The organism is Bradyrhizobium sp. URHC0002 (assembly GCF_054059515.1).
Genome location: NZ_JBSSCF010000001.1, coordinates 3555134 through 3577894, shown reverse-complemented (window position 1 = coordinate 3577894; position 22761 = coordinate 3555134). Strand labels below are relative to the sequence as shown.

Annotated in this window: 25 protein-coding genes and 1 pseudogene; 6 read left to right on the top strand and 20 right to left on the bottom strand. The window is 63.1% G+C overall.

The window, feature by feature from the left end; genetic code table 11:
• Positions 1 to 39 precede the first annotated feature (39 nt).
• On the bottom strand, positions 40 to 714 hold the full coding sequence (locus ACVWVY_RS17325) for a TetR/AcrR family transcriptional regulator (protein WP_456627507.1): 675 nt from the start codon (positions 712 to 714) through the stop codon (positions 40 to 42).
• A gap of 203 nt (positions 715 to 917) precedes the next feature.
• On the opposite strand from ACVWVY_RS17325, the gene ACVWVY_RS17320 reads away from it, so the two are divergent.
• The gene (locus ACVWVY_RS17320; protein WP_456627506.1) at positions 918 to 1541 is read left to right on the top strand and encodes a hypothetical protein; all 624 of its coding nucleotides are present in this window, start codon (positions 918 to 920) and stop codon (positions 1539 to 1541) included.
• A 235-nt stretch (positions 1542 to 1776) separates the two neighbouring features.
• Here the strand turns inward: ACVWVY_RS17320 and ACVWVY_RS17315 are convergent, their stop codons facing one another.
• Entirely contained in the window at positions 1777 to 2145 is a 369-nt protein-coding gene (locus ACVWVY_RS17315) for a lysozyme inhibitor LprI family protein (RefSeq protein ID WP_456627505.1), read from the bottom strand.
• Between the two features lie 5 nt (positions 2146 to 2150).
• A complete protein-coding gene (locus ACVWVY_RS17310) occupies positions 2151 to 3002 on the bottom strand; it encodes an SDR family oxidoreductase (protein ID WP_456627504.1) in 852 nt (283 codons plus the stop codon).
• A gap of 418 nt (positions 3003 to 3420) precedes the next feature.
• Between ACVWVY_RS17310 and ACVWVY_RS17305 the strand changes: the two genes are divergently transcribed.
• On the top strand, positions 3421 to 4506 hold the full coding sequence (locus tag ACVWVY_RS17305; protein WP_456627503.1) for a DUF2336 domain-containing protein: 1086 nt from the start codon (positions 3421 to 3423) through the stop codon (positions 4504 to 4506).
• Positions 4507 to 4992: 486 nt separating this feature from the next.
• Here ACVWVY_RS17305 and ilvC read toward each other — a convergent pair whose 3' ends face one another.
• From ilvC to miaA, 10 genes are all read right to left on the bottom strand, one after another.
• Complete coding sequence (ilvC, locus tag ACVWVY_RS17300) at positions 4993 to 6012, bottom strand: ketol-acid reductoisomerase (protein WP_057838619.1); 1020 nt, start codon at positions 6010 to 6012, stop codon at positions 4993 to 4995.
• A gap of 146 nt (positions 6013 to 6158) precedes the next feature.
• Entirely contained in the window at positions 6159 to 6761 is a 603-nt protein-coding gene (locus ACVWVY_RS17295) for a LysE family translocator (protein WP_456627502.1), read from the bottom strand.
• A 7-nt stretch (positions 6762 to 6768) separates the two neighbouring features.
• Complete coding sequence (locus ACVWVY_RS17290; protein WP_456627501.1) at positions 6769 to 7692, bottom strand: EamA family transporter; 924 nt, start codon at positions 7690 to 7692, stop codon at positions 6769 to 6771.
• Positions 7693 to 7697: 5 nt separating this feature from the next.
• Complete coding sequence (locus ACVWVY_RS17285) at positions 7698 to 8393, bottom strand: class I SAM-dependent methyltransferase (RefSeq protein WP_426528107.1); 696 nt, start codon at positions 8391 to 8393, stop codon at positions 7698 to 7700.
• A 3-nt stretch (positions 8394 to 8396) separates the two neighbouring features.
• Entirely contained in the window at positions 8397 to 8939 is a 543-nt protein-coding gene (gene ilvN, locus ACVWVY_RS17280) for an acetolactate synthase small subunit (RefSeq protein WP_456627500.1), read from the bottom strand.
• Between the two features lie 25 nt (positions 8940 to 8964).
• On the bottom strand, positions 8965 to 9951 hold the full coding sequence (locus ACVWVY_RS17275; protein WP_456627499.1) for a threonine dehydratase: 987 nt from the start codon (positions 9949 to 9951) through the stop codon (positions 8965 to 8967).
• 144 nt (positions 9952 to 10095) lie between these two features.
• Complete coding sequence (locus ACVWVY_RS17270) at positions 10096 to 11871, bottom strand: acetolactate synthase 3 large subunit (RefSeq protein WP_456627498.1); 1776 nt, start codon at positions 11869 to 11871, stop codon at positions 10096 to 10098.
• A 354-nt stretch (positions 11872 to 12225) separates the two neighbouring features.
• Complete coding sequence (locus tag ACVWVY_RS17265; RefSeq protein ID WP_456627497.1) at positions 12226 to 12609, bottom strand: helix-turn-helix domain-containing protein; 384 nt, start codon at positions 12607 to 12609, stop codon at positions 12226 to 12228.
• Entirely contained in the window at positions 12609 to 12905 is a 297-nt protein-coding gene (locus ACVWVY_RS17260) for a type II toxin-antitoxin system HigB family toxin (protein ID WP_456632233.1), read from the bottom strand. The genes ACVWVY_RS17265 and ACVWVY_RS17260 overlap by 1 nt, the downstream gene beginning before the upstream one ends.
• A 79-nt stretch (positions 12906 to 12984) precedes the next feature.
• Positions 12985 to 13914, bottom strand: a complete 930-nt coding sequence (miaA, locus tag ACVWVY_RS17255) for a tRNA (adenosine(37)-N6)-dimethylallyltransferase MiaA (RefSeq protein WP_456627496.1) — start codon at positions 13912 to 13914, stop codon at positions 12985 to 12987.
• Between miaA and serB the strand changes: the two genes are divergently transcribed.
• The 4 genes and pseudogenes from serB to ACVWVY_RS17235 all read left to right on the top strand — a co-directional run bounded on the left by serB (position 13913) and on the right by ACVWVY_RS17235 (position 16409).
• Positions 13913 to 14818, top strand: a complete 906-nt coding sequence (gene serB / locus ACVWVY_RS17250; RefSeq protein ID WP_456627495.1) for a phosphoserine phosphatase SerB — start codon at positions 13913 to 13915, stop codon at positions 14816 to 14818. The two genes, miaA and serB, sit on opposite strands and share 2 nt — an antisense overlap.
• Before the next feature lie 86 nt (positions 14819 to 14904).
• Positions 14905 to 15315, top strand: a complete 411-nt coding sequence (locus ACVWVY_RS17245; protein WP_456627494.1) for a hypothetical protein — start codon at positions 14905 to 14907, stop codon at positions 15313 to 15315.
• A 6-nt stretch (positions 15316 to 15321) separates the two neighbouring features.
• Positions 15322 to 15411: pseudogene (locus tag ACVWVY_RS17240) on the top strand (phosphoserine phosphatase SerB); the annotation flags it as partial.
• 98 nt (positions 15412 to 15509) lie between these two features.
• Positions 15510 to 16409, top strand: a complete 900-nt coding sequence (locus ACVWVY_RS17235; protein ID WP_456627493.1) for a restriction endonuclease — start codon at positions 15510 to 15512, stop codon at positions 16407 to 16409.
• Positions 16410 to 16470: 61 nt separating this feature from the next.
• Here ACVWVY_RS17235 and ACVWVY_RS17230 read toward each other — a convergent pair whose 3' ends face one another.
• From ACVWVY_RS17230 to ACVWVY_RS17200, 7 genes are all read right to left on the bottom strand, one after another.
• Positions 16471 to 17985: a Do family serine endopeptidase gene (locus ACVWVY_RS17230; RefSeq protein WP_456627492.1), complete on the bottom strand. Its 1515-nt coding sequence runs from the start codon at positions 17983 to 17985 to the stop codon at positions 16471 to 16473.
• A 320-nt stretch (positions 17986 to 18305) separates the two neighbouring features.
• Positions 18306 to 18506 (bottom strand): DUF2065 domain-containing protein, encoded by a 201-nt coding sequence (locus ACVWVY_RS17225; protein ID WP_456627491.1) that lies wholly within the window; start codon positions 18504 to 18506, stop codon positions 18306 to 18308.
• A gap of 114 nt (positions 18507 to 18620) precedes the next feature.
• Positions 18621 to 19520 (bottom strand): protease modulator HflC, encoded by a 900-nt coding sequence (gene hflC, locus ACVWVY_RS17220; RefSeq protein WP_456627490.1) that lies wholly within the window; start codon positions 19518 to 19520, stop codon positions 18621 to 18623.
• A complete protein-coding gene (gene hflK / locus ACVWVY_RS17215) occupies positions 19517 to 20656 on the bottom strand; it encodes an FtsH protease activity modulator HflK (RefSeq protein ID WP_456627489.1) in 1140 nt (379 codons plus the stop codon). The genes hflC and hflK overlap by 4 nt, the downstream gene beginning before the upstream one ends.
• Before the next feature lie 171 nt (positions 20657 to 20827).
• A complete protein-coding gene (locus ACVWVY_RS17210; RefSeq protein ID WP_456627488.1) occupies positions 20828 to 21340 on the bottom strand; it encodes a dihydrofolate reductase in 513 nt (170 codons plus the stop codon).
• Entirely contained in the window at positions 21340 to 21825 is a 486-nt protein-coding gene (locus tag ACVWVY_RS17205; protein ID WP_456627487.1) for an N-acetyltransferase family protein, read from the bottom strand. The genes ACVWVY_RS17210 and ACVWVY_RS17205 overlap by 1 nt, the downstream gene beginning before the upstream one ends.
• A gap of 19 nt (positions 21826 to 21844) precedes the next feature.
• The gene (locus ACVWVY_RS17200) at positions 21845 to 22639 is read right to left on the bottom strand and encodes a thymidylate synthase (RefSeq protein WP_456627486.1); all 795 of its coding nucleotides are present in this window, start codon (positions 22637 to 22639) and stop codon (positions 21845 to 21847) included.
• Between the last annotated feature and the right edge of the window lie 122 nt (positions 22640 to 22761).

Sequence of the window (22761 nt, the reverse complement as noted above, 5' to 3'; positions counted from 1 at the left end):
CGTAGGGTAAATGCGGGCCCCGGTGTCACTCCGGCGCGTTCACGCCCGCCTGGCGATCCCCTCGATGAAGAGATCGAGGATCGCCTCGGCGGTCTGCTCGGCCTCGAGGGCGGCCACCCCCCAGCGCGGAAAATGGCCGTCGATATTCATCCGGGCAAAGCCATAGACCAGCGCCCGCCCGGCGATCTGGACCTGTTTGAGGTCCACCGGCCGAAGTTGGCCTGCGGCAAAGGCCTCGGCGAGCGTTTGCCCGGTCAACTCGATCAGTTCGGCGTTGTCGCTGCTGACGGCGACCGCCCGGTCATGATCGAACAACCGGCGGCTGGAAATGATCTCGAAATGGGTCGGGTTACGCATCGCCCAGCGCAGGTAGGCAAGCCCGAGGCAGCGAAAGCGGCCCAGCGGATCGCCGGCCGGCGCCCCGGCAAGCGCAGCCTCGATCTCGGCGCGGAACCGGCGCTGCGCTTCCTCCGCCACCGCCTTCATCAGGGCGTCGCGGCTCGGAAAATGCCGGAACGGCGCCCCCGGCGAGACGCCGGCACGGCGCGCGGCCTCGCGGACGCTGACCGCCTCCGCCCCACCCTCCTCGACCAGTTGCAGCGCGGCATCGAGCAGGACGCGCCGGAGATCGCCGTGGTGATAGGGCTTTGGCGCGGCCGCCCGGGACGCGCGGCGGCGCGGTTTGGCGGTGGAGGATTTGGCGGCAGGACGCATGCCCTCTCCTACCATCACCGCCTTGTGAATGTAAGCACCGATTACACGGATTGACCTGGCAGGCGGCGTAAATGTAACTGGTGATTACATCAGGCATCTGCCGTCATTGCGAGCGCAGCGAAGCAATCCATCTCACCACGCCAAGAAAGAATGGATTGCTTCGCTGCGCTCGCAATGACGGTGCAAACCAACGGGGGACGATCATGTCGACGCGTCAAAACTGGTTCGATGGCTGGCGGCTGTTCGCCCTGCTCTCGCTGACCCTGCTGGCTTTAAGCATCTGGATCGCCGGCATGCGGGGTTTTGAGGTTGACGGCGTGCGGATGGTGATCCGCTTCACCGCGCGAACCTCGCTGGTGCTGTTCTGCCTTGCCTTCGCAGCCGCAGCGCTGGCACGGATGTGGCCCAACGCGTGGACGCGATGGCTGCGCCGCAACCGCCGCTATCTCGGCGTCAGCTTCGCGGCCTCGCACGCCATCCACGCCATCGCCATTGCCGCCTTCGCCGTGATGGATCCCGCAAGCTATGCAGCGGCGACCTCGATCGCGTCCTACATCTTCGGCGGCATCGGCTACGCCTTCATAGTGGCCATGACCGCAACCTCGTTCGACCGGACGGCAACCGCGATCGGCGCACGCGCCTGGCGGCGGCTGCATCTTATCGGCGGCTACTACCTGCTGTTCCAGTTCATGGTGTCGTTCGGCAAGCGGATTCCTGACATGCCGCTCTACGCGCTGTTCCTGATCCCGCTGTTTGCCGTGTTCGCGCTGCGCATGATCGCGATGGCGCCGCGCGCGCAAGCCACGGCGCGGACGGGATGCCCCTAATCGCCCGCAAGCAAATGATACTTCCGCCCCAGCCGGCGATGCACTGACATGACGGCCCGATCGACATCACTAATCAGGCTGTCACCAAGAACGACGTTGGGGATTTCCCAGTTCCGGCCCTCGTGAATGTTTGGCAGGCCCCGCACCGCGGGCACGGACGCGGTTTCGCATCCCGGCTGGCTGCGAAGCGCGTCGTCGGCGATTTGCGTCAGCTCCGCTCGGCGCTTTCCCATCGTCACTGGTGGCCGAGGCCTTCGAGTTCCTTGGCGCGCGCTTCCGTCATGCTGCGCATGCATTCGCCGGCATCGAGCCGGGCGATGGTGCCCTCGCCCATCCCGTAATACAGGCAATTGGCGTCGCGGTACTGAATCCACAGCCGCTGCGCAGCGCGCAACGGATCGCGCTGCGCCGGAACCGCATCCTGCAGCGCTTTCTGATAAGCAGCGTTCAACCGCTTGTCCCACTGCGCGGTCTTCGCCTTGAGACATTCCACCATCTGATACGTGCTGCCGTCGCAGGATTGTTCGGGATCGCCCTGATCGCCGGCATGGACGACCGACGCGAGCGCAATGACGGCCGCCAGGCCGATGGCCATTCGCAGCATCATGCTCATCCCTGCGGCGTCAGCCCGAGGCGCTTGGCGATGATCCTGTCGAGGGTGCGCTTGGGCAGCACCGCCGCCATGAACAGCCGCATCGGATCCGGCACGATCGTGTAGCGCACCTTGGGATTCGGCAGCGTCAATGCCCCGAACACCTTCTCGGCAATCGTCTCGGCCGGCAATCCGGTGGCGCCAAGGCCCAGCATGAAGGCGCGGATTTTCTCCAGCGCCGGAAGATACGGCGAGTTCTTGTAGGGGGAGATGTCGACCTCCTCGGCCTTGCTCCAGATCGGCGTCTTTACCGCGCCTGGCGCAATGATGATGACGTCGATCCCGAACAGCATCAATTCGCGGCGCAAGCTCTCCGACAGCCCCTCGATCGCATGCTTGGAGGCGGAATAGGCCGAAGTCATTGGATTGCCGTTCTTGCCGGCGACCGAGGAGATCATCACGATCCGTCCCTTCGGTCCCTTCAGGGCCGGATCGGAGCCGAGCAACGGCCCGAAGGCCTGGGTCGCAATGATCGGCCCGATGAAATTGACCTCCATCTGGCGACGGAATTCGTCGGCGGCCAGTTCGAGCACCGGGCCTGAAACGGCAATGCCGGCATTGTTGACGAGGCCGGCCAGCGTTTCGCCGTTGAGGGCGCCCCGGACCTCGCGCGCGGCAGCCAGCACGGCGGCCTCATCGGTGACGTCGAAGATCAGCGGCGTGAAGTTCGCTCCGAACTCGCTTCTGAGGCGGTCGGCGTCGGCCTGCTTGCGTACGCTGCCGAACACGCGAAAACCGCGATCGAGCAACATCTTGGCGCTGGCCCACCCGATGCCGGTGGACGCGCCGGTGATGACAACAGATCTCATGGTACCAAACCCTCAGAGGTTTAATGAAGTTCGTCGTGAAGGAATGCTTAAGCGCCGGCTTCTTGAGCGTGCTCCCCGGGGGCGCCTAGCCTTGACGGCGTCTTGTTCGGAAAGTTGCTATTCGATTTTTCCCGGGAACGGTTTGGAGAGGATAGCAGCCGGACCGGACTACCGGAAGCGGTGCCGCATGTCAGATCCGGTGCGACATCGACGATTTGTCGCGTGAAATCGCCGCGTTTGCCCCCCGGTCGCGTTGGTAAAATAATTCGGAACGCAGCGCTTGCTACGACCACCGGCAACGGATTGCCCGATTCAGATGCAGCCGATCTGTATTTTGCCGGGTCTCGCCTTTAACGCGAGCGTAAGGCTCGGCGCGCCATTGTGCGCCAACCCTTCAACAACCAACAGGCTGCCCAGAATGGTGCAACAGCCGGCGCACTCGATCATTGCCGAACTTGAAGACGCTGTCAGAGGCGGTTCATCTGCCCGCCGGGTGGAAACCCTCCGGCAGGTCACCGATCTCTTCCTCAACGACGGGGAACGCCTCAGCGACGACCAGGTCAAGGTCTTCGACGAGGTGCTCTGCCTCCTGATCGCGCGCGTCGAGACGCGAGCCAAGGCCGAACTCTCGAAGCGGCTGGCGCCGCTCGACTACGCGCCCTTCGAGGTCATCCAGCATTTGGCCTGGGACGACGAGATCGAGGTCGCCGGCAGCGTGCTTGCCAATTCCAGCCGGCTCGGGACCGACGTACTGGTCGAGATCGCCAGCAGCAAGGGGCAGGATCACCTGCTCGCCATTTCCGGCCGGCCCAACCTGCCTGCGGCCGTGACCGACGTCATCGTCGATCGCGGCGAAAACCAGGTGATCCGCAAACTGGCCAACAATGCCGGCGCGCAGTTTTCCGAGGGGGGCTATTCCAACATCATCGCTCGCGCCTCCGCTGACGACGAACTGGTCGAGATTCTCGGCCTTCGCGGCGATTTGCCGGAAAATTGCATGCGCGACCTGCTGCGACGCGCCAAGGACGCGGTCCGCGCCCGGCTGCTGGCCATCGCGCCGCCCGCGCTTCAGGAAGAGATCAAGAAGGTCTTGAACATAATCGCCCGCGAGGCGCCGCCCCCGGGCCGAAACTTCGGCGTCGCCGAGGAGTACGTGAAGCTGATGAAGGGGCTGAACGAGCTGGACGACGCGGCGGTCTACAAGTTCGCCGAGTCGAAAAAGTTCGGCGAGGTCACGGTTGCGATCGCGCTTCTCAATGAGATGCCAATCGAAATGATGGCCCGGCTGATGGAAGGCCCCCGCGCCGACCTCCTGCTCATTCCCTGCCGTTCGGCCCGACTGAACTGGCCGACGGTCGAGTCGATCCTGCGCAACCGGCCGGTCATGCCTTCGGTCAACGAGCAGACGCTCGAGATCGCGGAGCGCGACTATCGGAAACTGTCGATGGAGACGGCCCAGCGCACCGTGCGCTTCTGGCAGCTCCACAACAGGATCGAGAAGTAGCCGGTCGATTGACGTCTTTGACGGGTTCGACCTCGCCTCACTGCATGGGGAAAACGGATACCCGGTCGCGCTGTTCGACCGGCGACTTCGTTTCACGCGCGGGAATGCAGATTAAGTAATCGCGCTTTGACTCGGTAAACGCTGACTTTTCCGTCACCGATGTAATTGTTGAATTGCTTCGCACCAAGAATGTGTATGAGGCGTCAGTTCTTCGTTTCGGCCCGGCTGGCGCACTCGGCGCGGCGCGCTGAAGAATATGGATGAGCCAATAATTCTTCGAAGAAACGGCGAGACCGCGTTCGCGATCTCGCCGGACAATGCCGATCAAGATTTAAGATTTGGTGTTCTGCTACCGCACCTCATCTTGAGGGGCCAGCTTCGTAGGGTGGGCAAAGGCGCTCTTGCGCCGTGCCCACCATCTATCCACGGAGTTACCTGAATGGTGGGCACGCTGCGCTTTGCCCACCCTACCGATCCGAGCCAGCCTCAGTTCTTGGTCTTGTCGACCAGCGCGCCCTTCTTGATCCACGGCATCATGTCGCGGAGTTTGGCGCCGACTTCCTCGATCGGATGCTCGGCGAGCTTGGCGCGGGTTGCCTTGAACGAGGTCTGGTTGACCTTGTTCTCCAGCATCCAGTCGCGGGCGAACTTGCCGCCCTGGATGTCGGCGAGGACGCGCTTCATCTCGGCCTTAGTCTCCGCGGTGACGATGCGCGGGCCGGTGACGTATTCGCCGTACTCGGCGGTGTTGGAGATCGAGTAGTTCATGTTGGCGATGCCGCCTTCATAGATCAGGTCGACGATCAGTTTCACTTCGTGCAGGCACTCGAAATAGGCCATCTCGGGAGCGTAACCGGCTTCGACCAGCGTCTCGTAGCCGCCCTTGATCAGTTCGACCAGGCCGCCGCAGAGCACCACCTGCTCGCCGAACAGGTCGGTCTCGCACTCTTCCTTGAAGGTGGTCTCGATGATGCCGGCGCGGCCGCCGCCGATCGCCGAGGCGTAGCTCAGGCCGAGGTCATGGGCGTTGCCCGAGACGTCCTTGGCGATCGCAATCAGGCAGGGCACGCCGCCGCCGCGCTGGTACTCGGAGCGGACGGTGTGGCCGGGGCCCTTCGGCGCGATCATCAGCACGTCGAGGTCGGCGCGCGGATCGAGCAGGTTGAAATGGACGTTGAGGCCGTGCGCGAACACGAGCGCGGCGCCCTTCTTCATGTTGTCGTGCAGGTGCTCGCGGTAGATGTCGCCCTGCAGCTCGTCCGGGGTCAGCATCATGACGAGGTCGGCCCATTTGGCGGCTTCGGCAACTTCCATGACCTTGAAGCCGGCGGCTTCCGCCTTCTTGGCCGAGGCCGAACCCTTGCGCAGCGCAATGGCGACTTCCTTGACGCCGGAATCCTTCAGGTTCAGCGCATGGGCGTGGCCCTGGCTGCCATAGCCGACGATGACGACCTTCTTGCCCTTGATCAGGTTCAGGTCGGCGTCGCGATCGTAATAAACACGCATGGGTCGTTTCCTTAATCGATGGCCAAATCGGCCGGTTAATCAGGCATTTGGGTGGATGGGAGCGCCGGTCGCCCGCGAATTTCCGGCGTTGTCTAGATCATTTTCCGCGTCAAAGGAAACCCGTTTATGCATGGCGCGGTGCGGCATCATGCGTCCATGAAGACCGGATAGAGCGAGGCCAGCAGCAGCACCGCCATGACGATGTTGAAGGCCCGCACCGCCCGCCGCGAGGTCAGGACCGGCCGCAGCGCGGTGCCGAACAGGGCCCAGGCGGTGCAGGACAAGATTCCCAAAAGCAGGCTCAAGCCGACCTGGATCGCGATGTTCCAGGGGTAGGCGGCGATCGCCGCATAGGCGGTGATGGTGCCGATCACCATGACCCAGCCCTTGGCGTTGACCCATTGGAACATGGCCGCGCCCCAGAAGGTCATCGGCCCGCGACTGTTGTCCTTCTCCGCCGACGGCGGCTCGGACAGCGCAATATGGGCGGCCAGATAGACCAGGTAGGCGACCCCTGCATATTTCAGGATGGTCTGCAGCACCGGATAGGCGATGAAAATGGTCCCGAGCCCAAGCCCGACCGCGCCGATCATGAAGGCGAAACCGACCGTGATCCCCATGATGTGCGGGATGGTGGGGCGGAAGCCATAGGTCAGCCCCGACGACAACAGCATGATGTTGTTCGGCCCCGGCGTGAAGAACATCACCGTGGCGAACATGACGAAGGCGATAAGGAGCGAATGCGACATGGGGGCCTCACGCGATCTTTGGCAGAACTTGTTTTTCTGAAGCCGGATTTTCCGAAGCCTTGGGATCTTCTGAATTATTGGGACGCTTCGACAGCAGCATCACGGCAATGCCGCCCACCACCGTGACCATCCCGGCGAGCCGCAGTGGCCCGAACGTTTCGCCGAACACCACGCTCGACGCGGCGGAACCGACGAACGGCACTAACAGCGCGAACGGCACCACCTGCGCCGCAGGATAGTCCCGCAGCAGCCTCCCCCACAGCCAGTAGGCGATGCTGGTGGAGATGCCGCCGAGACCGATCATGCACATCAGGCCGGTCAGCGACATATGGGTCAGCGCATGCCAGGTCGGCTGCGGGCCGTTGCTGACCAGTGTCAGTGCAAGCAACGGGACCGCCGCGACCAGACACAACCACGCGAACAGGTCGAACATCGGCACATCAGGCGCCCGCCGGAGCAGCAGATTGCCGGCTGCGAAGCTGAGCGGAGAGATCATCAATATCGCGAAGGCACTGATGCTGAAATCGTAACCGACGGTGCCGCAGATCATCAGCAGGCCAACGGTGGCAACACCGATGCCGACGGTCTGCCACCCGCCCGGCCGCTCGCGGAACAAGAGCGCGGCAAAGCCGATAGTGAACAGCGCCTGGCTCTGCACGATCACGCTGGAAAGGCCGACGGGAACGCCATGGGCGATGGCAAAGGCCTGGGCGAGAAACTGTCCGAGGAACAGCGTGAAGCTGATCGAGACCAGCACGCCCCACGAAACCCTGGGCCGCGCCACGAACAGGCACGGCAAGGCGGCGATGGAAAAGCGCAGCGTCGTCATCAGTTCCGGTGAAAATTCGTTCAGCGCAATACGGCTTGCGACAAAGGCAAGTCCCCAGATCACCGCTACCAGCACGGCGATGCAGACATCGGCCGGTTTCATTTTTTCTAGCTCTGTTGGTCCGGCTTCGGTTTCCGCAGGAGATAGGTGCCGTGCAGCGGCGCGTGATAGTCGACCGATTGCAGCGTGAAGCCGACATCGGTCAGCATGCGCTCGATCACCCAGCCGAAGGTCGAGTATTCGTCGCGCATATGAGTGACCACGCCCTCGCGCTGGAAATCGTGGTTCTTGATGGTGAAATCGGCCCATTGTTCGACATCGCGCTCGGTGCCGTCGGGCATGCTGACGAACACGATGTCGCGCAGGTAGAAATTGGCGCCGGGCTTCAGCGCCGCATAGATTCGTGCCAGCGCCACCGCCTTCCAGAAGTCCGGCAAATGGTGCAGCGTGAATTCGCTGACGATCAGGTCATAGGAATTCGGCTGGTAGGCGAAGCTCAGCATGCCGGCCGGCTGGGTGCGGATCGCCACCTTGCGGTCGCGGGCCTGGATATTGGCAAGCGCCAGCATCGCCGGCGAAATGTCGATCGCATCGACTTCGGCGCCCATCAGCGCGGCTTCGCAGGCCAGTACGCCGTTGCCGCAGCCGATATCGGCCACCCGCCAGCCCTTCTGCACGCCGAGCATGGTCAGCGCCGCGCGGGCGCGGAGGTCAGAGTCGTCATGCCGGTCGTAGATCGAGGCGACCGCGGAATCGAGCCCGAGCTGCCGCCTTTGATTGTAATACCAGTCCCGCGCCAGCATGGTTCACATCCCCTCAGGCCCGCGTCCGATCGCGGCAACGCCGGTACGCGACACTTCGACAAGGCCGAGCGGGCGCATCAGGTCGATAAATTGATTGATCTTGGAAGTATTGCCTGTGATCTCGAACACAAAACTTTCGGTAGTCGCGTCGATGACGCGGGCGCGGAACGCGTCCGCCAGCCGCAGCGCCTCGACCCGGTTGTCGCCGCCGCCGCGCACTTTCACCATGGCAAGTTCCCGCTCGATGGAGCGGCCGGTGATCGTCATGTCGACGACGCGATAGATCGGCACCATGCGATCGAGCTGGTGCTTGATCTGCTCGATCACCATCGGCGTACCCGTGGTGACGATGGTGATACGCGAGAGATGTTTCTGGCTCTCGGTTTCAGAGACCGTGAGGCTCTCGATGTTGTAGCCGCGCCCGGAAAACAGCCCGATCACGCGCGCGAGCACGCCCGGCTCGTTCTGCACCAGAACCGAGAGCGTGTGCGTCTCGTTGGGATCGTGACGCTCTTCCAGGAAGTAGGCGGATGCGGGCTGGTTCATTGTCGTCCCCTTACATGTCTTCTCGTCACGCCATCGCCGGTTGGGCGGTCGCGATGATGTCCGTCCCGACCCATTTGCGGAACAGATCGAAATCGATATTGCCGCCGGACAGGATCAGGCCGACGCGCTTGCCAGCGAGTTTTGCCTTCTCCTGCAGTGCCGCGGCCAGCGGGGCCGCGCCCGCGCCTTCGGCGAGGTTATGCGTATCGGTCCAGTAGGCGCGAACGGCTGCTGCGACCTCATCGTCCGTGACCTGCACGATGCGCGAGGCGCCCTTGCGGATGACCGCAAGCGCTTCGGCCACGGGAACGCGGGTGGCCATGCCGTCGGCCAGCGTATTGCTGGTCTCGGTGGTCACGACCGTGCCGGCCGCGAACGACAGCGCGTAGGACGGCGCTTCGGTCGACTGCACGCCGACGATCTCTGTCTTCAGCCCGAGCAGATCGCGCGCCATGATGCAGCCGCAGATTCCCGAGCCCTGCCCGATCGGCACATAGAGCACGTCGAGGTCCGGCGCCGCACGCAGCAACTCGAGCGCATAGGTCGCGACGCCGAGCACGAGGTCGGGATGGAACGACGGCACCATGTGAAGCCCGTCGAACTGAGCACGACGCTGGGCTTCTTCGGCTGCCGCCTGAAAGTCCTCGCCATGCTCGACCAGTTCGGCGCCGAACGCGCGCATGGCAAGGTTCTTCTCGACCGAATTGCCCCGCGGCACATAGATCACCGCGCGAACGCCATGACGGCCGGCGGCGAAGGCAAGGCTCTGCCCGTGATTGCCGCGCGTAGCTGAAATGATCCCGGGCGTATTCGGCCGTTCTTGCTTCAGCCGGTCCAGATAGACCAAGCCGCCGCGCACCTTGAAGGCGCCGATCGGCGTGTGGTTCTCGTGCTTGACCACGACCTGCGTCCCCAGCCGCTGGCCAAGCAGCGGCCAGGCATGCGCCGGCGTCGGCGGCACCGCCTGCCCCACTATTTTGTGCGCGCGTTCGAGCTCTGCGAGGTCAAACACTTTTCTATCCTCTCCCCCACTCGTCGTCCCCGCGAAGGCGGGGACCCAGTATTCCAGAGACATCCGGGCAGGCCCGAGACGCCCCGGCGTACTGGATCGCCCGGTCAAGCCGAGCGATGACAGCGGAATATGTGGCTGGCGTACTCACACCAGCGCCTTGCCGCCGGCGAACGCGGCGGCGGTGGCTTCGTCGGTGGCTTCCGCCGGCAGCAGCATTTCGTTATGCGCCTTGCCGGACGGAATCATCGGGAAGCAGTTTTCGAGCGCCGCGACGCGGCAATCGAACAGCACCGGACGCTTGACCTTGATCATCTCCTTGAGCGCACCGTCGAGATCGCCGGGCTTGATCGCCTGCAGGCCGACGCAGCCGAACGCGTCCGCCAGCTTGACGAAATCCGGCAGCGCTTCCGAATAGGAATGCGACAGCCGGTTGCCGTGCAGCAGCTGCTGCCACTGCCGCACCATGCCCATGTACTGGTTGTTCAGGATGAAGATCTTGATCGGCAGTTCATACTGAACGGCTGTCGACATCTCCTGCATCGTCATCTGCACCGAGGCGTCGCCCGCGATATCGATCACGAGGCTGTCGGGATGCGCGACCTGCACGCCGAGCGCGGCCGGCAGGCCGTAGCCCATGGTACCGAGACCGCCCGACGTCATCCAGCGGTGCGGCTCCTCGAACCCGAAGAACTGCGCCGCCCACATCTGGTGTTGACCGACTTCGGTCGTGATGTAGGTGTCATGGCCGCGCGTCGCCTCGAACAGCTTCTGGATGGCGTGCTGCGGCAGGATGACGTCATTGCTCTTCTTGTAGGCGAGCGAATTGCGCGCCCGCCAGGTGGCAATCTCCTGCCACCAGCTCTTGATGTCCGGCTTTTTGGCCTCCGCCTTGAACACCTGCAGCAGGTCGCCGAGCACGTTGCCGGCGTCGCCGATGATCGGCACGTCGACATGAATGTTCTTGTTGATCGAGGACGGATCGATGTCGATGTGGATCTTCTTCGAGCCCGGCGAGAACGCATCGACGCGGCCGGTGATGCGATCGTCGAAGCGCGCGCCGACGCACAACATGACGTCGCAACCATGCATCGTCATGTTGGCCTCGTAGGTGCCGTGCATGCCCAACATGCCGAGCCAGTTCTTGCCCGTGGCCGGATAGGCGCCGAGGCCCATCAGGGTCGACGTGATCGGGAATCCCGTGACCTCGACCATCTCGCGCAACAGCTTTGACGCCTCGGGTCCGGCATTGATGACGCCGCCGCCGGAATAGATCACGGGACGCTTGGCCGAAGCCAATAGCGCGACGGCTTTGCGGATCTGCGCGGCGTCACCCTTCACCCGCGGCGTGTAGGACACGTGCACATCGTCCCTGCGCGGCGGATGATAGGTGCCGACCGCGAACTGCACGTCCTTGGGGACATCGACCAGCACGGGTCCGGGACGGCCCGTGGTCGCGACGTAGAACGCCTCGTGCAGCACCTTGGCCAGGTCGTTGACGTCACGCACCAGCCAGTTGTGCTTGGTGCAGGGACGCGTGATGCCGACGGTGTCGCATTCCTGGAACGCGTCATTGCCGATCAGATGCGTAGGCACTTGCCCGGTGATGCAGACCAGCGGAATCGAATCCATCAGCGCGTCCGTCAGCGGCGTCACCATGTTGGTGGCGCCGGGACCTGACGTCACCAGCACCACGCCGGGTTTGCCGGTCGAGCGCGCATAGCCTTCGGCCGCATGGCCGGCGCCCTGCTCGTGCCGCACCAGAATGTGCTCGACCTCGCTCTGCTGGAAAATCTCGTCGTAGATCGGAAGCACCGCGCCGCCGGGATAGCCGAACAGGTGCTGGACGCCATGATCGATGAGGGCGCGCACGATCATCGCAGCGCCGGTCATCTGGTTGGGATCGTGGCTCTTGTCGGTCATGGTCTGCTCCGGATGCGCTGTTGGCGCGGCTTTCTTCGGTTTAAGGGAATAAAAAAAGGGCCCGAGAGGCCCCATGCACACCGCCCGAATTTGGATGGCCTCAGCCACCCCCGGCGGTGCGCCTGGGTACGACTACGATAAGGAGTTTGGTAATAATATTGCGCATTCGACGGCCCGAACTTCCCAAAGGTTGCGCGGTTATACCGCCCGATCCCCGGAAGTCAAGGGAAGGACGCCGTTCGCGCGGTTTTCGCAGCTTAGCGGCGTTCCGGCCGTTCGGCGAGGGGGAATTTTATGCGTGCAGCCATGCGGGGCTGCGCCGTCCCTGAGAGCGAACCATCGGCGTACCCGAAACTAAGCGTAGGTCGGGGCCAAATCATACCGAGCTGCCAAGGCCTCGATTGGAAGATTCCATTCCTGGCTAATGGCGCGGATCATATCCAGTGTTAATGGGCGGACGCGATTCAATATTTCGGATGCGCGATTCCGGCCAATCAAGCCGGCCAATTCCGCTTGCGACCTGCCCATGGATTCGATCGCAAAATGCAGAACGTCGACAGGATCGCCATGCTTCGTTGCGAAGTGCTTGTCTTCGTACGCCTTGATAAGGGTAGATAGAACCTCGAAACGATCGCCATCGGCGGTGCCGGGCTTGGGTTCGGATTCGAAATAACGGGATACTTCGCGGATCGCCCAGTCGTAATCCCGTTCATTGTGGAGAGGCTTTACATCCATCATCACACCGTCTCCGCATCTATGCCGTCATACTCTTCATGCGTACCGACAAACTTGATGAGGGCGGTTTTGAACTTGTAGGAAAAGTGGACGACGAGGCGATACTTGTTCCCGCCGATATCGAAGATGGCTCTGTTGTCTCCGACAAAGTCCACATTATTTCCGAACGCTCTCTTCAGGTCCGCAGGCCCACTCCACTCGCCTTTGGAAACGATTTGGTACCAGGTGCCGAGCGGTATCTCGGCCTGAGGGTATCGCTTCCAAAAGACCTCAAGTGCCTTCCTTGCTATTACGTTCATAGCCATAGCATGTTCCCGCCACGGGATCAACCAAGATTCCCACCATGGGAACAGATTAGAACAATTCCCGCCTTTAGCCTCACGGGACGATACCCTCCACCCACCTCCTCGCCGCTTCCGGCGCCACCCACTCAAACTCCGGTAGCTGGTGCCTAAACCACGTGAACTGCCGCTTAGCGTAATGGCGGGTGTCGGCGCGGCCGATTTCGGCGGCCTGTTCGCGCGTGATCTCGCCGCGGAGGTGGCGGATCAGCACCGGCACGCCGTGGGCCTTCATTGCCGGCAGCAGAGGATCGAGCTTTCGCGCGGCCAGCGCAGCAACCTCATCCAGCGCGCCCGCGGCCAGCATCGCGTCGAACCGCGCATCGATCCGCGCGTAAAGCTGATCGCGTTCGGGCGCGAGGAACAGGGCGGTGAATTCACCTGACGGAAGTAGCGGCGGCAGGCCTTCCTGGTGCCAGTCGGGCAGCGTACGGCCGGTGGCTTCCACGACCTCCAGCGCGCGGGCAATCCGCGTGCGATCGCGCGGCTTCAGGCGTTCGGCCGAGAGGGGATCATGCCGCGCCAGCTCAGCATGCAGCGCTTCGACGCCGTCGCGTTCCAGCCGCGCGCGAACGGCGTCGCGCACCTCTGTCGGAATTGGCGGCACCGCGGAAAGGCCGCGCGTCAACGCCTTGAAGTACAGGCCGGAACCGCCGATGAAGATCGGCAGACGTCCTGCCGCGCGCACCTCCGACAACACCTTCCCGGCATCGCTCACCCAAGCCCCGGCTGAGAAATTGACGGACGCGTCGACATGCCCATAAAGCCGGTGCGGTGCGCGGGCCTCCTCTTCTGCCGTCGGCCGCGCCGTGATGACGCGGAGATCGCGATAGACCTGCATGGAATCGGTGTTGATGACGATTCCGCCGGTCTTTTGCGCCAATTCGAGCGCCAGGACCGACTTGCCGCTGGCGGTCGGCCCTGCGATAAGCACGGCCTTGCTCAAACCAAACGAATTCGCCTGCATGTCCCTCGTCGCCACCCTCATCTGCAACCCGGCCAATCCCGCGCTCGACACCACCATTGTCGACGGTGCGCTGGCCATTCTCCCCTCGCCGGGAACGGCGCAGTGGCTGTTCGACGAAGTGGCAGTCGACATTCCCTTCGACTATCAGGTCAAGAACCCTGATGACATCAGGGCGATCGAAGCCCGCCTGCAAGCGGCGCGCGGCGACCTGCCGATCGACATTGTCGTGCAGCCTGTCGCCTTCAGGCGCAAGAAGCTTTTTCTGGCGGACATGGATTCCACCATGATCGGCCAGGAGTGCATCGACGAACTGGCCGATTTCGCCGGGCTGAAGGCGCATGTCGCCGGGATCACCGAACGTGCGATGCGCGGCGAAATCGAATTCGAGCCGGCGCTGCGCGAGCGCGTTGCGCTCTTGAAGGACCTGCCGGTCGGCGTGGTCGACGAGGTGCTGGCAAAACGCATTACGCCGACGCCGGGTGGCCGGGATCTGGTCATGACCATGCGTGCCAACGGCGCTTACACCTGCCTGATCTCGGGCGGCTTCACGCTGTTCACCAATGCGGTCGCCGCCAAGATCGGCTTCCAGGAGAACCGCGCCAACGAGCTCAGGGTTCGCGAGGGCAAGTTCACCGGCGAAGTGGCCGAGCCGATCCTCGGCCGCGCCGCCAAGCTGGCAACGCTGATCGAGCTTCGCGAATCCTTCGACCTCGACGAAATCGATACGCTGGTGACGGGCGACGGCGCCAACGATCTCGGCATGATCGAGGCGGCCGGGCTCGGCGTCGCCTATCACGCCAAGCCCGCGGTCGCCGCCGCCGCCGCCGCGCGGATCGATTACGGCGACCTCACCGCGTTGCTATATGCGCAGGGCTATCGGCGCGAAGAGTTCGCTGGGGGATAGCGGCGGCGCGAGCCCGCATCTTTGTCATCCCCCCCGCGGTTCACCCAGCTTAAGCTTGGGCGAAACGGGCAACCCGGGAGATGACAATGAAGCCTTCGCGATTGCTGGTCGTCCTCACCGCCGTCAACCTGGCGATCCTGCTGTTTGCGGCGGTGCGCGTGCTGCCGAAGATCGACGAGGCGGCGCCGGTGTTGCGGGGCCGCGCGCTGCAGATCGTCGACGAACTGGGACACGTGCGCGCCTCCATCAGCGTGCTGTCGGCACAGACCCAGCCGAACGGCGAGGTATATCCCGAGACGGTGCTGTTGCGCCTGATCACCGAACGCGGCCGTCCATCGGTCAAGATCAGCGCGTCCGAAGAGACCGCGGGCGCTACCTTCGCCGGCCCTTCGAACACGACAAACACCTACACGACCCTGCAGGCGAAGCAGACCGCGAGTTCGCTGAAGCTGAGGGACGAAGACGGCGGCGAGACGCTCATCAGGCCGGCCAAGTAATGGCCGGCCGCAGCTGCCGCCGCGCGGATCGATTACGGCGACCTCACCGCGTTGCTGTATGCGCAAGGCTATCGGCGCGAGGAGTTCGCGGACTAATTGAAATCGGTTCGTTGCTCACGCCGGCAACGTGAACCTATTGCGACGATGAGCAACCTTAAGTAGCCTGCACAAAAGAAGCATCTTAAGGGGTCGCAATGAGCCAACCTAAGACGGTTGATCGTGGCGTTTCATTCATAAAGTTCGTGCTCGGACTTCTAAGGGCTCACCCGGACGGCATGCGTCCCCGCGACATCTACGCAGAGATCCAATCAAAGCTGCCCCTGGATGATTTCGACAAGGAGACGATGAAGGGGTCGGGGCTGCCCCGCTGGCGAGCCACCCTGCATTTCCACTCTGTCGCAGCGACGAAAGCTGTATTGCTCGTCAAGTCGGACGGGCGGTGGCGCGTGACCGACGAGGGTCAGAAGTTTGTGACCCTGCCGGATTACGAACTCAAGCGGCTGATGCGGTCCCGCTACCGCGAATGGCGTTGGAGCCATCAGAAGGTAAAGACCGCTGGAACCGCAACCGCCGTCGACGAAACGCCGCCCCTCGACACTTCGGTTTTGTTCGAAGATGCCAAGGAGAAGGCCCGCGAGGAAATCGACACCTATCTCGATACCCTCTCGGGCCACGAATTCCAGAACCTCGTGGCGGCGCTGCTTGAAGGGATGGGATACGCCACCAGCACGGTTTCAAAGCCAGGCTCGGATGGAGGAACGGATATCCTCGCCTATATCGATCCGCTGGGCGCGAAGACGCCGCATATCCGGGTTCAGGTGAAGCATCGAGACCAGACAGCTTCGCGCGAAGATGTCGCCGCACTTCGAGGCATCATTCGGGGCGATCGGGAAATTGGCCTGTTTGTTTCTTCCGGCGGCTTCTCGAGGGAGGCGCGTCGCGAAGCCGGCAATGGTGCCGTTCATATCGAGCTGGTCGACCTCGACCGCTTTCTTGAACTTTGGCTGCAGCACTACAGCAAGATACCTGAAGTCAGGCGATCGAAGCTTCGCCTTGAACCAATCCACTTTCTCGCCGTGGTCTCGCTCACGTGAGGCATTGACTCCGCCGTCGTCCCTGCGTTCGCAGGGACGACACCGTCGTCGCCTTGAATCCCTACTGCACGCTCAGCGCGACGAACCGCAATTCGCCTTCGCCGTTCGAGACCAGGAGCAGCACCGACTTCTTGCCGTCCTTCTTGAGCTGATCGACGCGCTTCTTGATATCGGCCGCGTTGGTGACGGCTTCCTGCGCCACCTCGACAATGACGTCGCCGGCGGAGAGCCGCTTTTCGGCGGCGTCGGAGTTGCCATCGACACCGGTGACGATCACGCCCTTCACGCTGTCCTTGATCTTGTACTTCGTGCGCAGATCCTTGCTCAGGGCGGCGAGATCGAGGCCGAGCGCCTTCTGCGTCACGGGTTTTTCGGCGGGGTCTTCCTTGGTCTTGGCGGCGGCCTGCTGCACCTTGTCGGTATCCTCGAGGCGGCCAAGCGTGACCTTGCGGCTTTCCTCCTTGCCCTTGCGGATGATCACCACGTCGACTTCCTTGCCGACCGCGGTGTCGGCGACGACGCGCGAGAGATCCTTCGGGTCCTTGACGTCCTTGCCGTCGAACTTGACGACGACGTCGCCGGGCTCGATGCCGGCGGGCTTGGCCGGTCCCTTGTCGTCGACGCCGGCAACCAGTGCGCCGCGGGCGGGCTTGATGTTGAGGCTTTCGGCGATCTCGTCGGTGACCTGCTGGATCCGCACGCCGAGCCAGCCGCGGCGCAGTTCACCGAACTGCCGAAGCTGATCGACCACGACCGCCACCGTCTTCGACGGCACCGCGAAGCCGAGGCCGATCGAACCGCCGGTCGGCGAGATGATCAGCGTGTTGACGCCGACCACTTCACCTTCGAGGTTGAACAGCGGCCCGCCGGAATTGCCGCGGTTGATCGAGGCGTCGGTCTGGATGTAGCTGTCGTACGGCCCCTGGCTGATGTCGCGGTTGCGCGCCGACACGATGCCGGCCGTGACCGAACCGCCGAGGCTGAACGGGTTGCCGATCGCGATTACCCATTCGCCGAGCCGCAGCTTGTCGGAATCGCCGAACTTCACCGCGCTCACCGGCTTCACCGGCTTGAACTTCAGGACCGCAATGTCGGTCTTCTTGTCGACGCCGACCAACTCGGCCTTGATCTTGGTGCCATCGTTCATGATCACGTTGATCTCATCGGCATCCGCGATGACGTGATTGTTGGTGACGACGACGCCTGCGGCATCGATGATGAAGCCGGAGCCGAGCGAATTGGTCTTGCGCGGCGGCTGCATTTCGCCGCTCTTGTCGCCGCCCTTGGGCGATCCGCCACGCCGGTTCTTGAAGAAGTCGTCGAAGAACTCTTCGAACGGCGAGCCCGGCGGCAATTGCGGCATCGCCTCCCGGCCGCCGCCCCCGCCCTTGGCCTCCACGCTCTGCGAGGTCGAGATATTGACGACGGAATCGATCACCTTCTCGGCGATGTCGGCGATGCCGTCCGGCCCGCGCGCGCTGGCCGGCACCGGCGCCAGCAAGCTGGCGGCACTGAACGAGATCGCAATCCCCATCAGGCGCAGGCGGCGGCTCAAGGCGGGTCTGGCACCGGTCATGTCGGCTTGTCTCCAAAGGGTCGAATTCAGCTCCACAGTGCGCCCGAACGGGTCCGCGGCGCAAGCATCTGCGCCTGATATTCCGGCGAAAAACCGGCCCCCGGCGGCTCACGATTGCGTTGACGCCACAGCTACTTGCGGCCGTTGATTGCCGCCATTCCGGGGCGCGAAGCGAACTAGGATGTGCAAGTTGCACATCCTAGATGTGCGATTGCACATCCGAGTGCCGTTGCACATCTGAGAATCCCAGGATTCCCCGGTGCGCAATTGGCGCACCTGCGATCTGGTCGTTCGGACCATCCAGGAATGACGGTGAAGGTCTACCGCCGCACGAACCAGATCAGCACCAGACCCACGACCGCCGAGACGATGCCGACGACCCGCAAGATATTATCCGGCGTCGCCAGCGCGCTCTTCATCGCCCGCCGCATCCAGGCCGGGCTGGCGGCGAACATCAGGCCTTCGAGCACAAAGAGGATGCCCACACCGATGAGGAAGTCGGTGAACGCTATGGACCTCATCGGACAACAACCCCCCGCTATTCAAGCGCCTTTTGCTTTTATGCCGGCGAAGCGGACCCCAATGTGCAATAGCACATTGGGCTTCGCCGTAACGCGTGTATTCCGGCCGGACGTTTATGGCTTCGGCGCCGCGGCCGCCGGCGGATGGCCGGACGGATTGGCAAAGAAGCGGAAGAACTCGGAATCAGGCCGCAGCAGGAAACGGGTGTCGTTGGAACGAAGCCCGGTCTCATAGGCCGTCATCGAGCGGTAGAAGGCGAAGAATTCCGGATCCTTGCCATAGGCCTCGGCGAACAGCCGGTTGCGTTCGGCGTCGCCGACGCCGCGGGTCTGCTCGGCGGTCGAATTGGCCTCCGCGATGATGACGGTGGCCTCGCGATCGGCCTTGGAGCGGATCTCCTGCGACTTCTGGCCGCCCTGGGCACGGAATTCCTGGGCCTCGCGCTCACGTTCGGTCTGCATGCGCTTGTAGACCGCCAGGCTGTTCTGCTCCGGCAGATCGGCGCGGCGGATACGCACGTCGACCACCTGAATGCCGTACTGATCGGCCTCCTTGTCGAGATAGTCGCGGATGCGCGCCATCAGGTTCTCGCGTTCGTCGCGCACCACCGTAATGAAGCTGACCTCGCCCAGCACGCGGCGCAGTGCCGCGTTCAACAGCGTGGTGAGCTGGATGTTGGCGGCCTGGATCGAGCCGATGCTCTGATAGAAGCGCAGCGGGTCCTTGATCCGGTAGCGGGCGAAGGCGTCGACGACGAGCCGCTTCTGGTCGGAAGCGATGACTTCCTGGGACGGATTTTCCAGATCGAGGATGCGCTTGTCGATGCTGATGACGGTGTCGATGAACGGCGCCTTGAAGTTAAGGCCCGGCGTGGACACGACGTCGACCGGCCGGCCGAGCCGGACCACGAGCGCCTGTTCGGTCTGCGACACCGTGAAGATCGAGCTGTAGCCCACGATCACCACGAAGAACAGCAGGACCAGGGTGACAATACCTGCAACGGGAGACCTCATCGCGTGCCTCCGCTCTGCTGCTGACCGGTCGTCGGCGCCGGCCGGCGCGGCGTCAATTCGCTGAGCGGCAGGTACGGCACGACGCTCTGTGCGGAGTTGCCGCCATCATAGACGAGTTTCTCGGAACCGCCGAGGACTCGCTCCATCGTCTCAAGGTAGATTCGTTGCCGCGTCACATCTGGTGCCTTCTTGTATTCGTCGTAGACCTTCAGGAAGCGCGAGCTTTGGCCCTTGGCCTCGGCGACCGCCTGTTCCTTGTAACCTTCGGCAACCTGCAGGATCTGCGCGGCACGTCCGCGCGCGTCGGGAACGACGCGGTTGGCATAGGTCTGCGCCTCGTTCTGCAACCGCTCGAAGTCGGCGCGTGCGGCCTGCACGTCGCGGAACGCGTCGATCACCTGCGTGGGCGGATCAACCTTCTGCATCTGCACCTGCGTGATCTGAACGCCGGAGCCGTAGTGATCCAGCGTCTTCTGCATCAGTTCCTGGACGGCCTGCTCGGTCGTGTTGCGGGCGCCGGTAAGAATCGGCTGGATCTGCGAACGCCCGATCACCTCGCGCATCGCGCTTTCGGCCACCGCCTTCACGGTGCCTTCGGGATTCTGGATGTTGAACAGGAAATTGCCGACGCCGTTGGGCTTGATCCGCCACAGCACCGTGAAATCGACATCGACGATGTTTTCGTCGCCGGTCAGCATCAGGCTTTCTTCCGGCACGTCCCGCATGGTGCGGCCGCGCCGCGCCGGATCGTCGATCAGCGTCATGCCGATCGAGATCGTGGAGACGCGCAGCGCCTTCGGCAGCAGCACGGTCTCGATCGGATAGGGCAGATGATAGTTCAGGCCGGGGTCAACGGTGCGCACGTGCTTGCCGAAGCGCAACACGACGCCGAGTTCTTCCGACTGCACGCGGAAGAATCCGGACAATCCCCAGATCGCGAGCGCACCGACCAGCACCAGCGCGATGCCCATGCCACTGAAATGCCCGCCCGGCAGAAGCTGCTGCAGCTTGTCCTGGCCGCGCCGCAGAAGGTCTTCCAGATCGGGGGGCCTCGGCCCGACCGATTGCGGTCCGCCGCCCCATGGTCCCTTGGGACCCTGGCCCCATGGGCCCCCGCCTTGATTCTTCCACGGCATATAAACTCTCCTCTGCGGGTGGCCCGGGTCCGCCTGTTGGGCAGGATGCCTCAAGCCTCGCATTCCGCCCGGCTTTATAGGGGACCGCTAGGCCCCTTACAACGCAAGCTTCCGACCCGAAGCAGCTATGCTTGACGCCATAATTGTCAATGCAAACATTGGCTAGCGCGGTTAACGCTGTTGGCGCCGACGAAATGTCACATAGGAGAAATCGGCGCTATCGTCCGGACCGGCCGGGTTTCGCACCCGCGCCACCTCTTCCCAAGCCGCCGCATCGATTGAGGCGAAATGCGTATCGCCCTCGGGCCGGGCATGCACTTCCGTGATTTCAAGGCGGGTGGCCATGGCCATCCACTGCGCATAGACCTCCGCGCCGCCAATCACGGCAATCTCAGTGGCGAAACGCCGCAGTGCGTCACCATGCGCGACCGCGCGGGCATTTTCGAACGACGTCGTGACGACGGCGCCGGGGGCTCGGTAGTTCGGATCGCGCGTTACGACGATGTTGGTCCGCCCCGGAAGCGGCCGGCGCAGCGACTCGAAGGTCTTGCGTCCCATCACCACCGGCTTGTTCAAGGTGATCGCCTTGAAACGTTGCTGATCGGATTTCAGGCGCCAGGGAATTGCATTGTCGCGCCCGATCACGCCGTTCTCGGCGACTGCGGCGACGAGAACGATTTCCATCACCGGCCTCCTTGCGCGAGTACGGTCAGCGCCTGACCGCCGACCCGGCAAACCGTCCATTCGTCCATCAGTTCAGCGCCGAGCGATTTGTAGAATTCGATCGACGGCGTGTTCCAATCCAGCACCGACCATTGCAGACGCGACCAGCCGTTCGCCACGCACTCCTTTGCGAGATGCACCAGCAGCGCCTTGCCGATACCCTTGCCGCGCAGCGCCGGGCGGACGAACAGATCTTCCAGATAGATCCCGGAGCGCCCGCTGAAGGTGGAGAAATTGACGAACCAGACCGCGAAGCCGGCAGGCATCCCGTCCCATTCGGCGATCTCGCAGAACAATCGCGGATTGGCGCCAAACAGCGCCGCATCGATGTCGGCCTCCGTCGCCTCCATTTCGTGAAGCAGCTTTTCGTATTCGGCGAGTTCACGAACGAAGGACAGGACAAGCCCCGCTTCGCCCGGCCGCGCGCGCCGGATCAGATGAGACATCAGGTGCTCACACCGCTATTCATACAGCAACTGCGGCCTTGATGTGCGGGTGCGGATCGTAGCCTTCGAGCGCAAAGTCCTCGTAGCGGAACGCGAAGATATCCTTCACGTCCGGATTGATCTTCATGACCGGCAATGGGCGCGTCGGCCGCGTCAGTTGCAGCCGCGCCTGTTCGAGATGGTTGGAGTAGAGGTGCGTGTCGCCGAACGAGTGCACGAAATCGCCGGGCTTCAATCCCGTCACCTGCGCGACCATCATGGTCAGCAACGCATAGGAGGCGATGTTGAAGGGCACGCCGAGGAACACGTCGGCGGAGCGCTGATAGAGCTGGCAGGACAGCTTGCCGTTGGCGACATAGAACTGAAACAGGCAGTGACAGGGCGGCAACGCCATCTTGTCGACGTCGGCCGGATTCCAGGCGCTGACGATCAGCCGCCGCGAATCCGGGTTGCGCTTGATCATGTCGATGACGTTGGAAATCTGGTCGATGCTGCGCCCGTCCGGCGCCGGCCAGGAGCGCCACTGCGATCCGTAGACGGGGCCCAGATCGCCGTTGGCGTCGGCCCATTCATCCCAGATCGAAACGCCATTGTCCTTGAGATATTTGATGTTGGTATCGCCGGCGAGAAACCACAGCAATTCGTGCACGATCGCCTTCAGCGGCAACCGCTTGGTGGTCAGCATCGGAAACCCGGCCGACAGGTTGAACCGCATCTGATGACCGAAGATCGACAGCGTGCCGGTGCCGGTGCGGTCGTGCTTTTCCGCGCCGTCGCTGAGGATACGTTCGAGCAGATCGTGGTACTGGTTCATGGCTAAGTTTCGGGCCTTTCGGGACAGCGAATTTAGCGGCCGGGATAGCCGATCGACACGCCGATTCGCTCCCTCGCAGCGATTATACCCGGAAAAATGATCATGCCGGGCACAAACGGCAA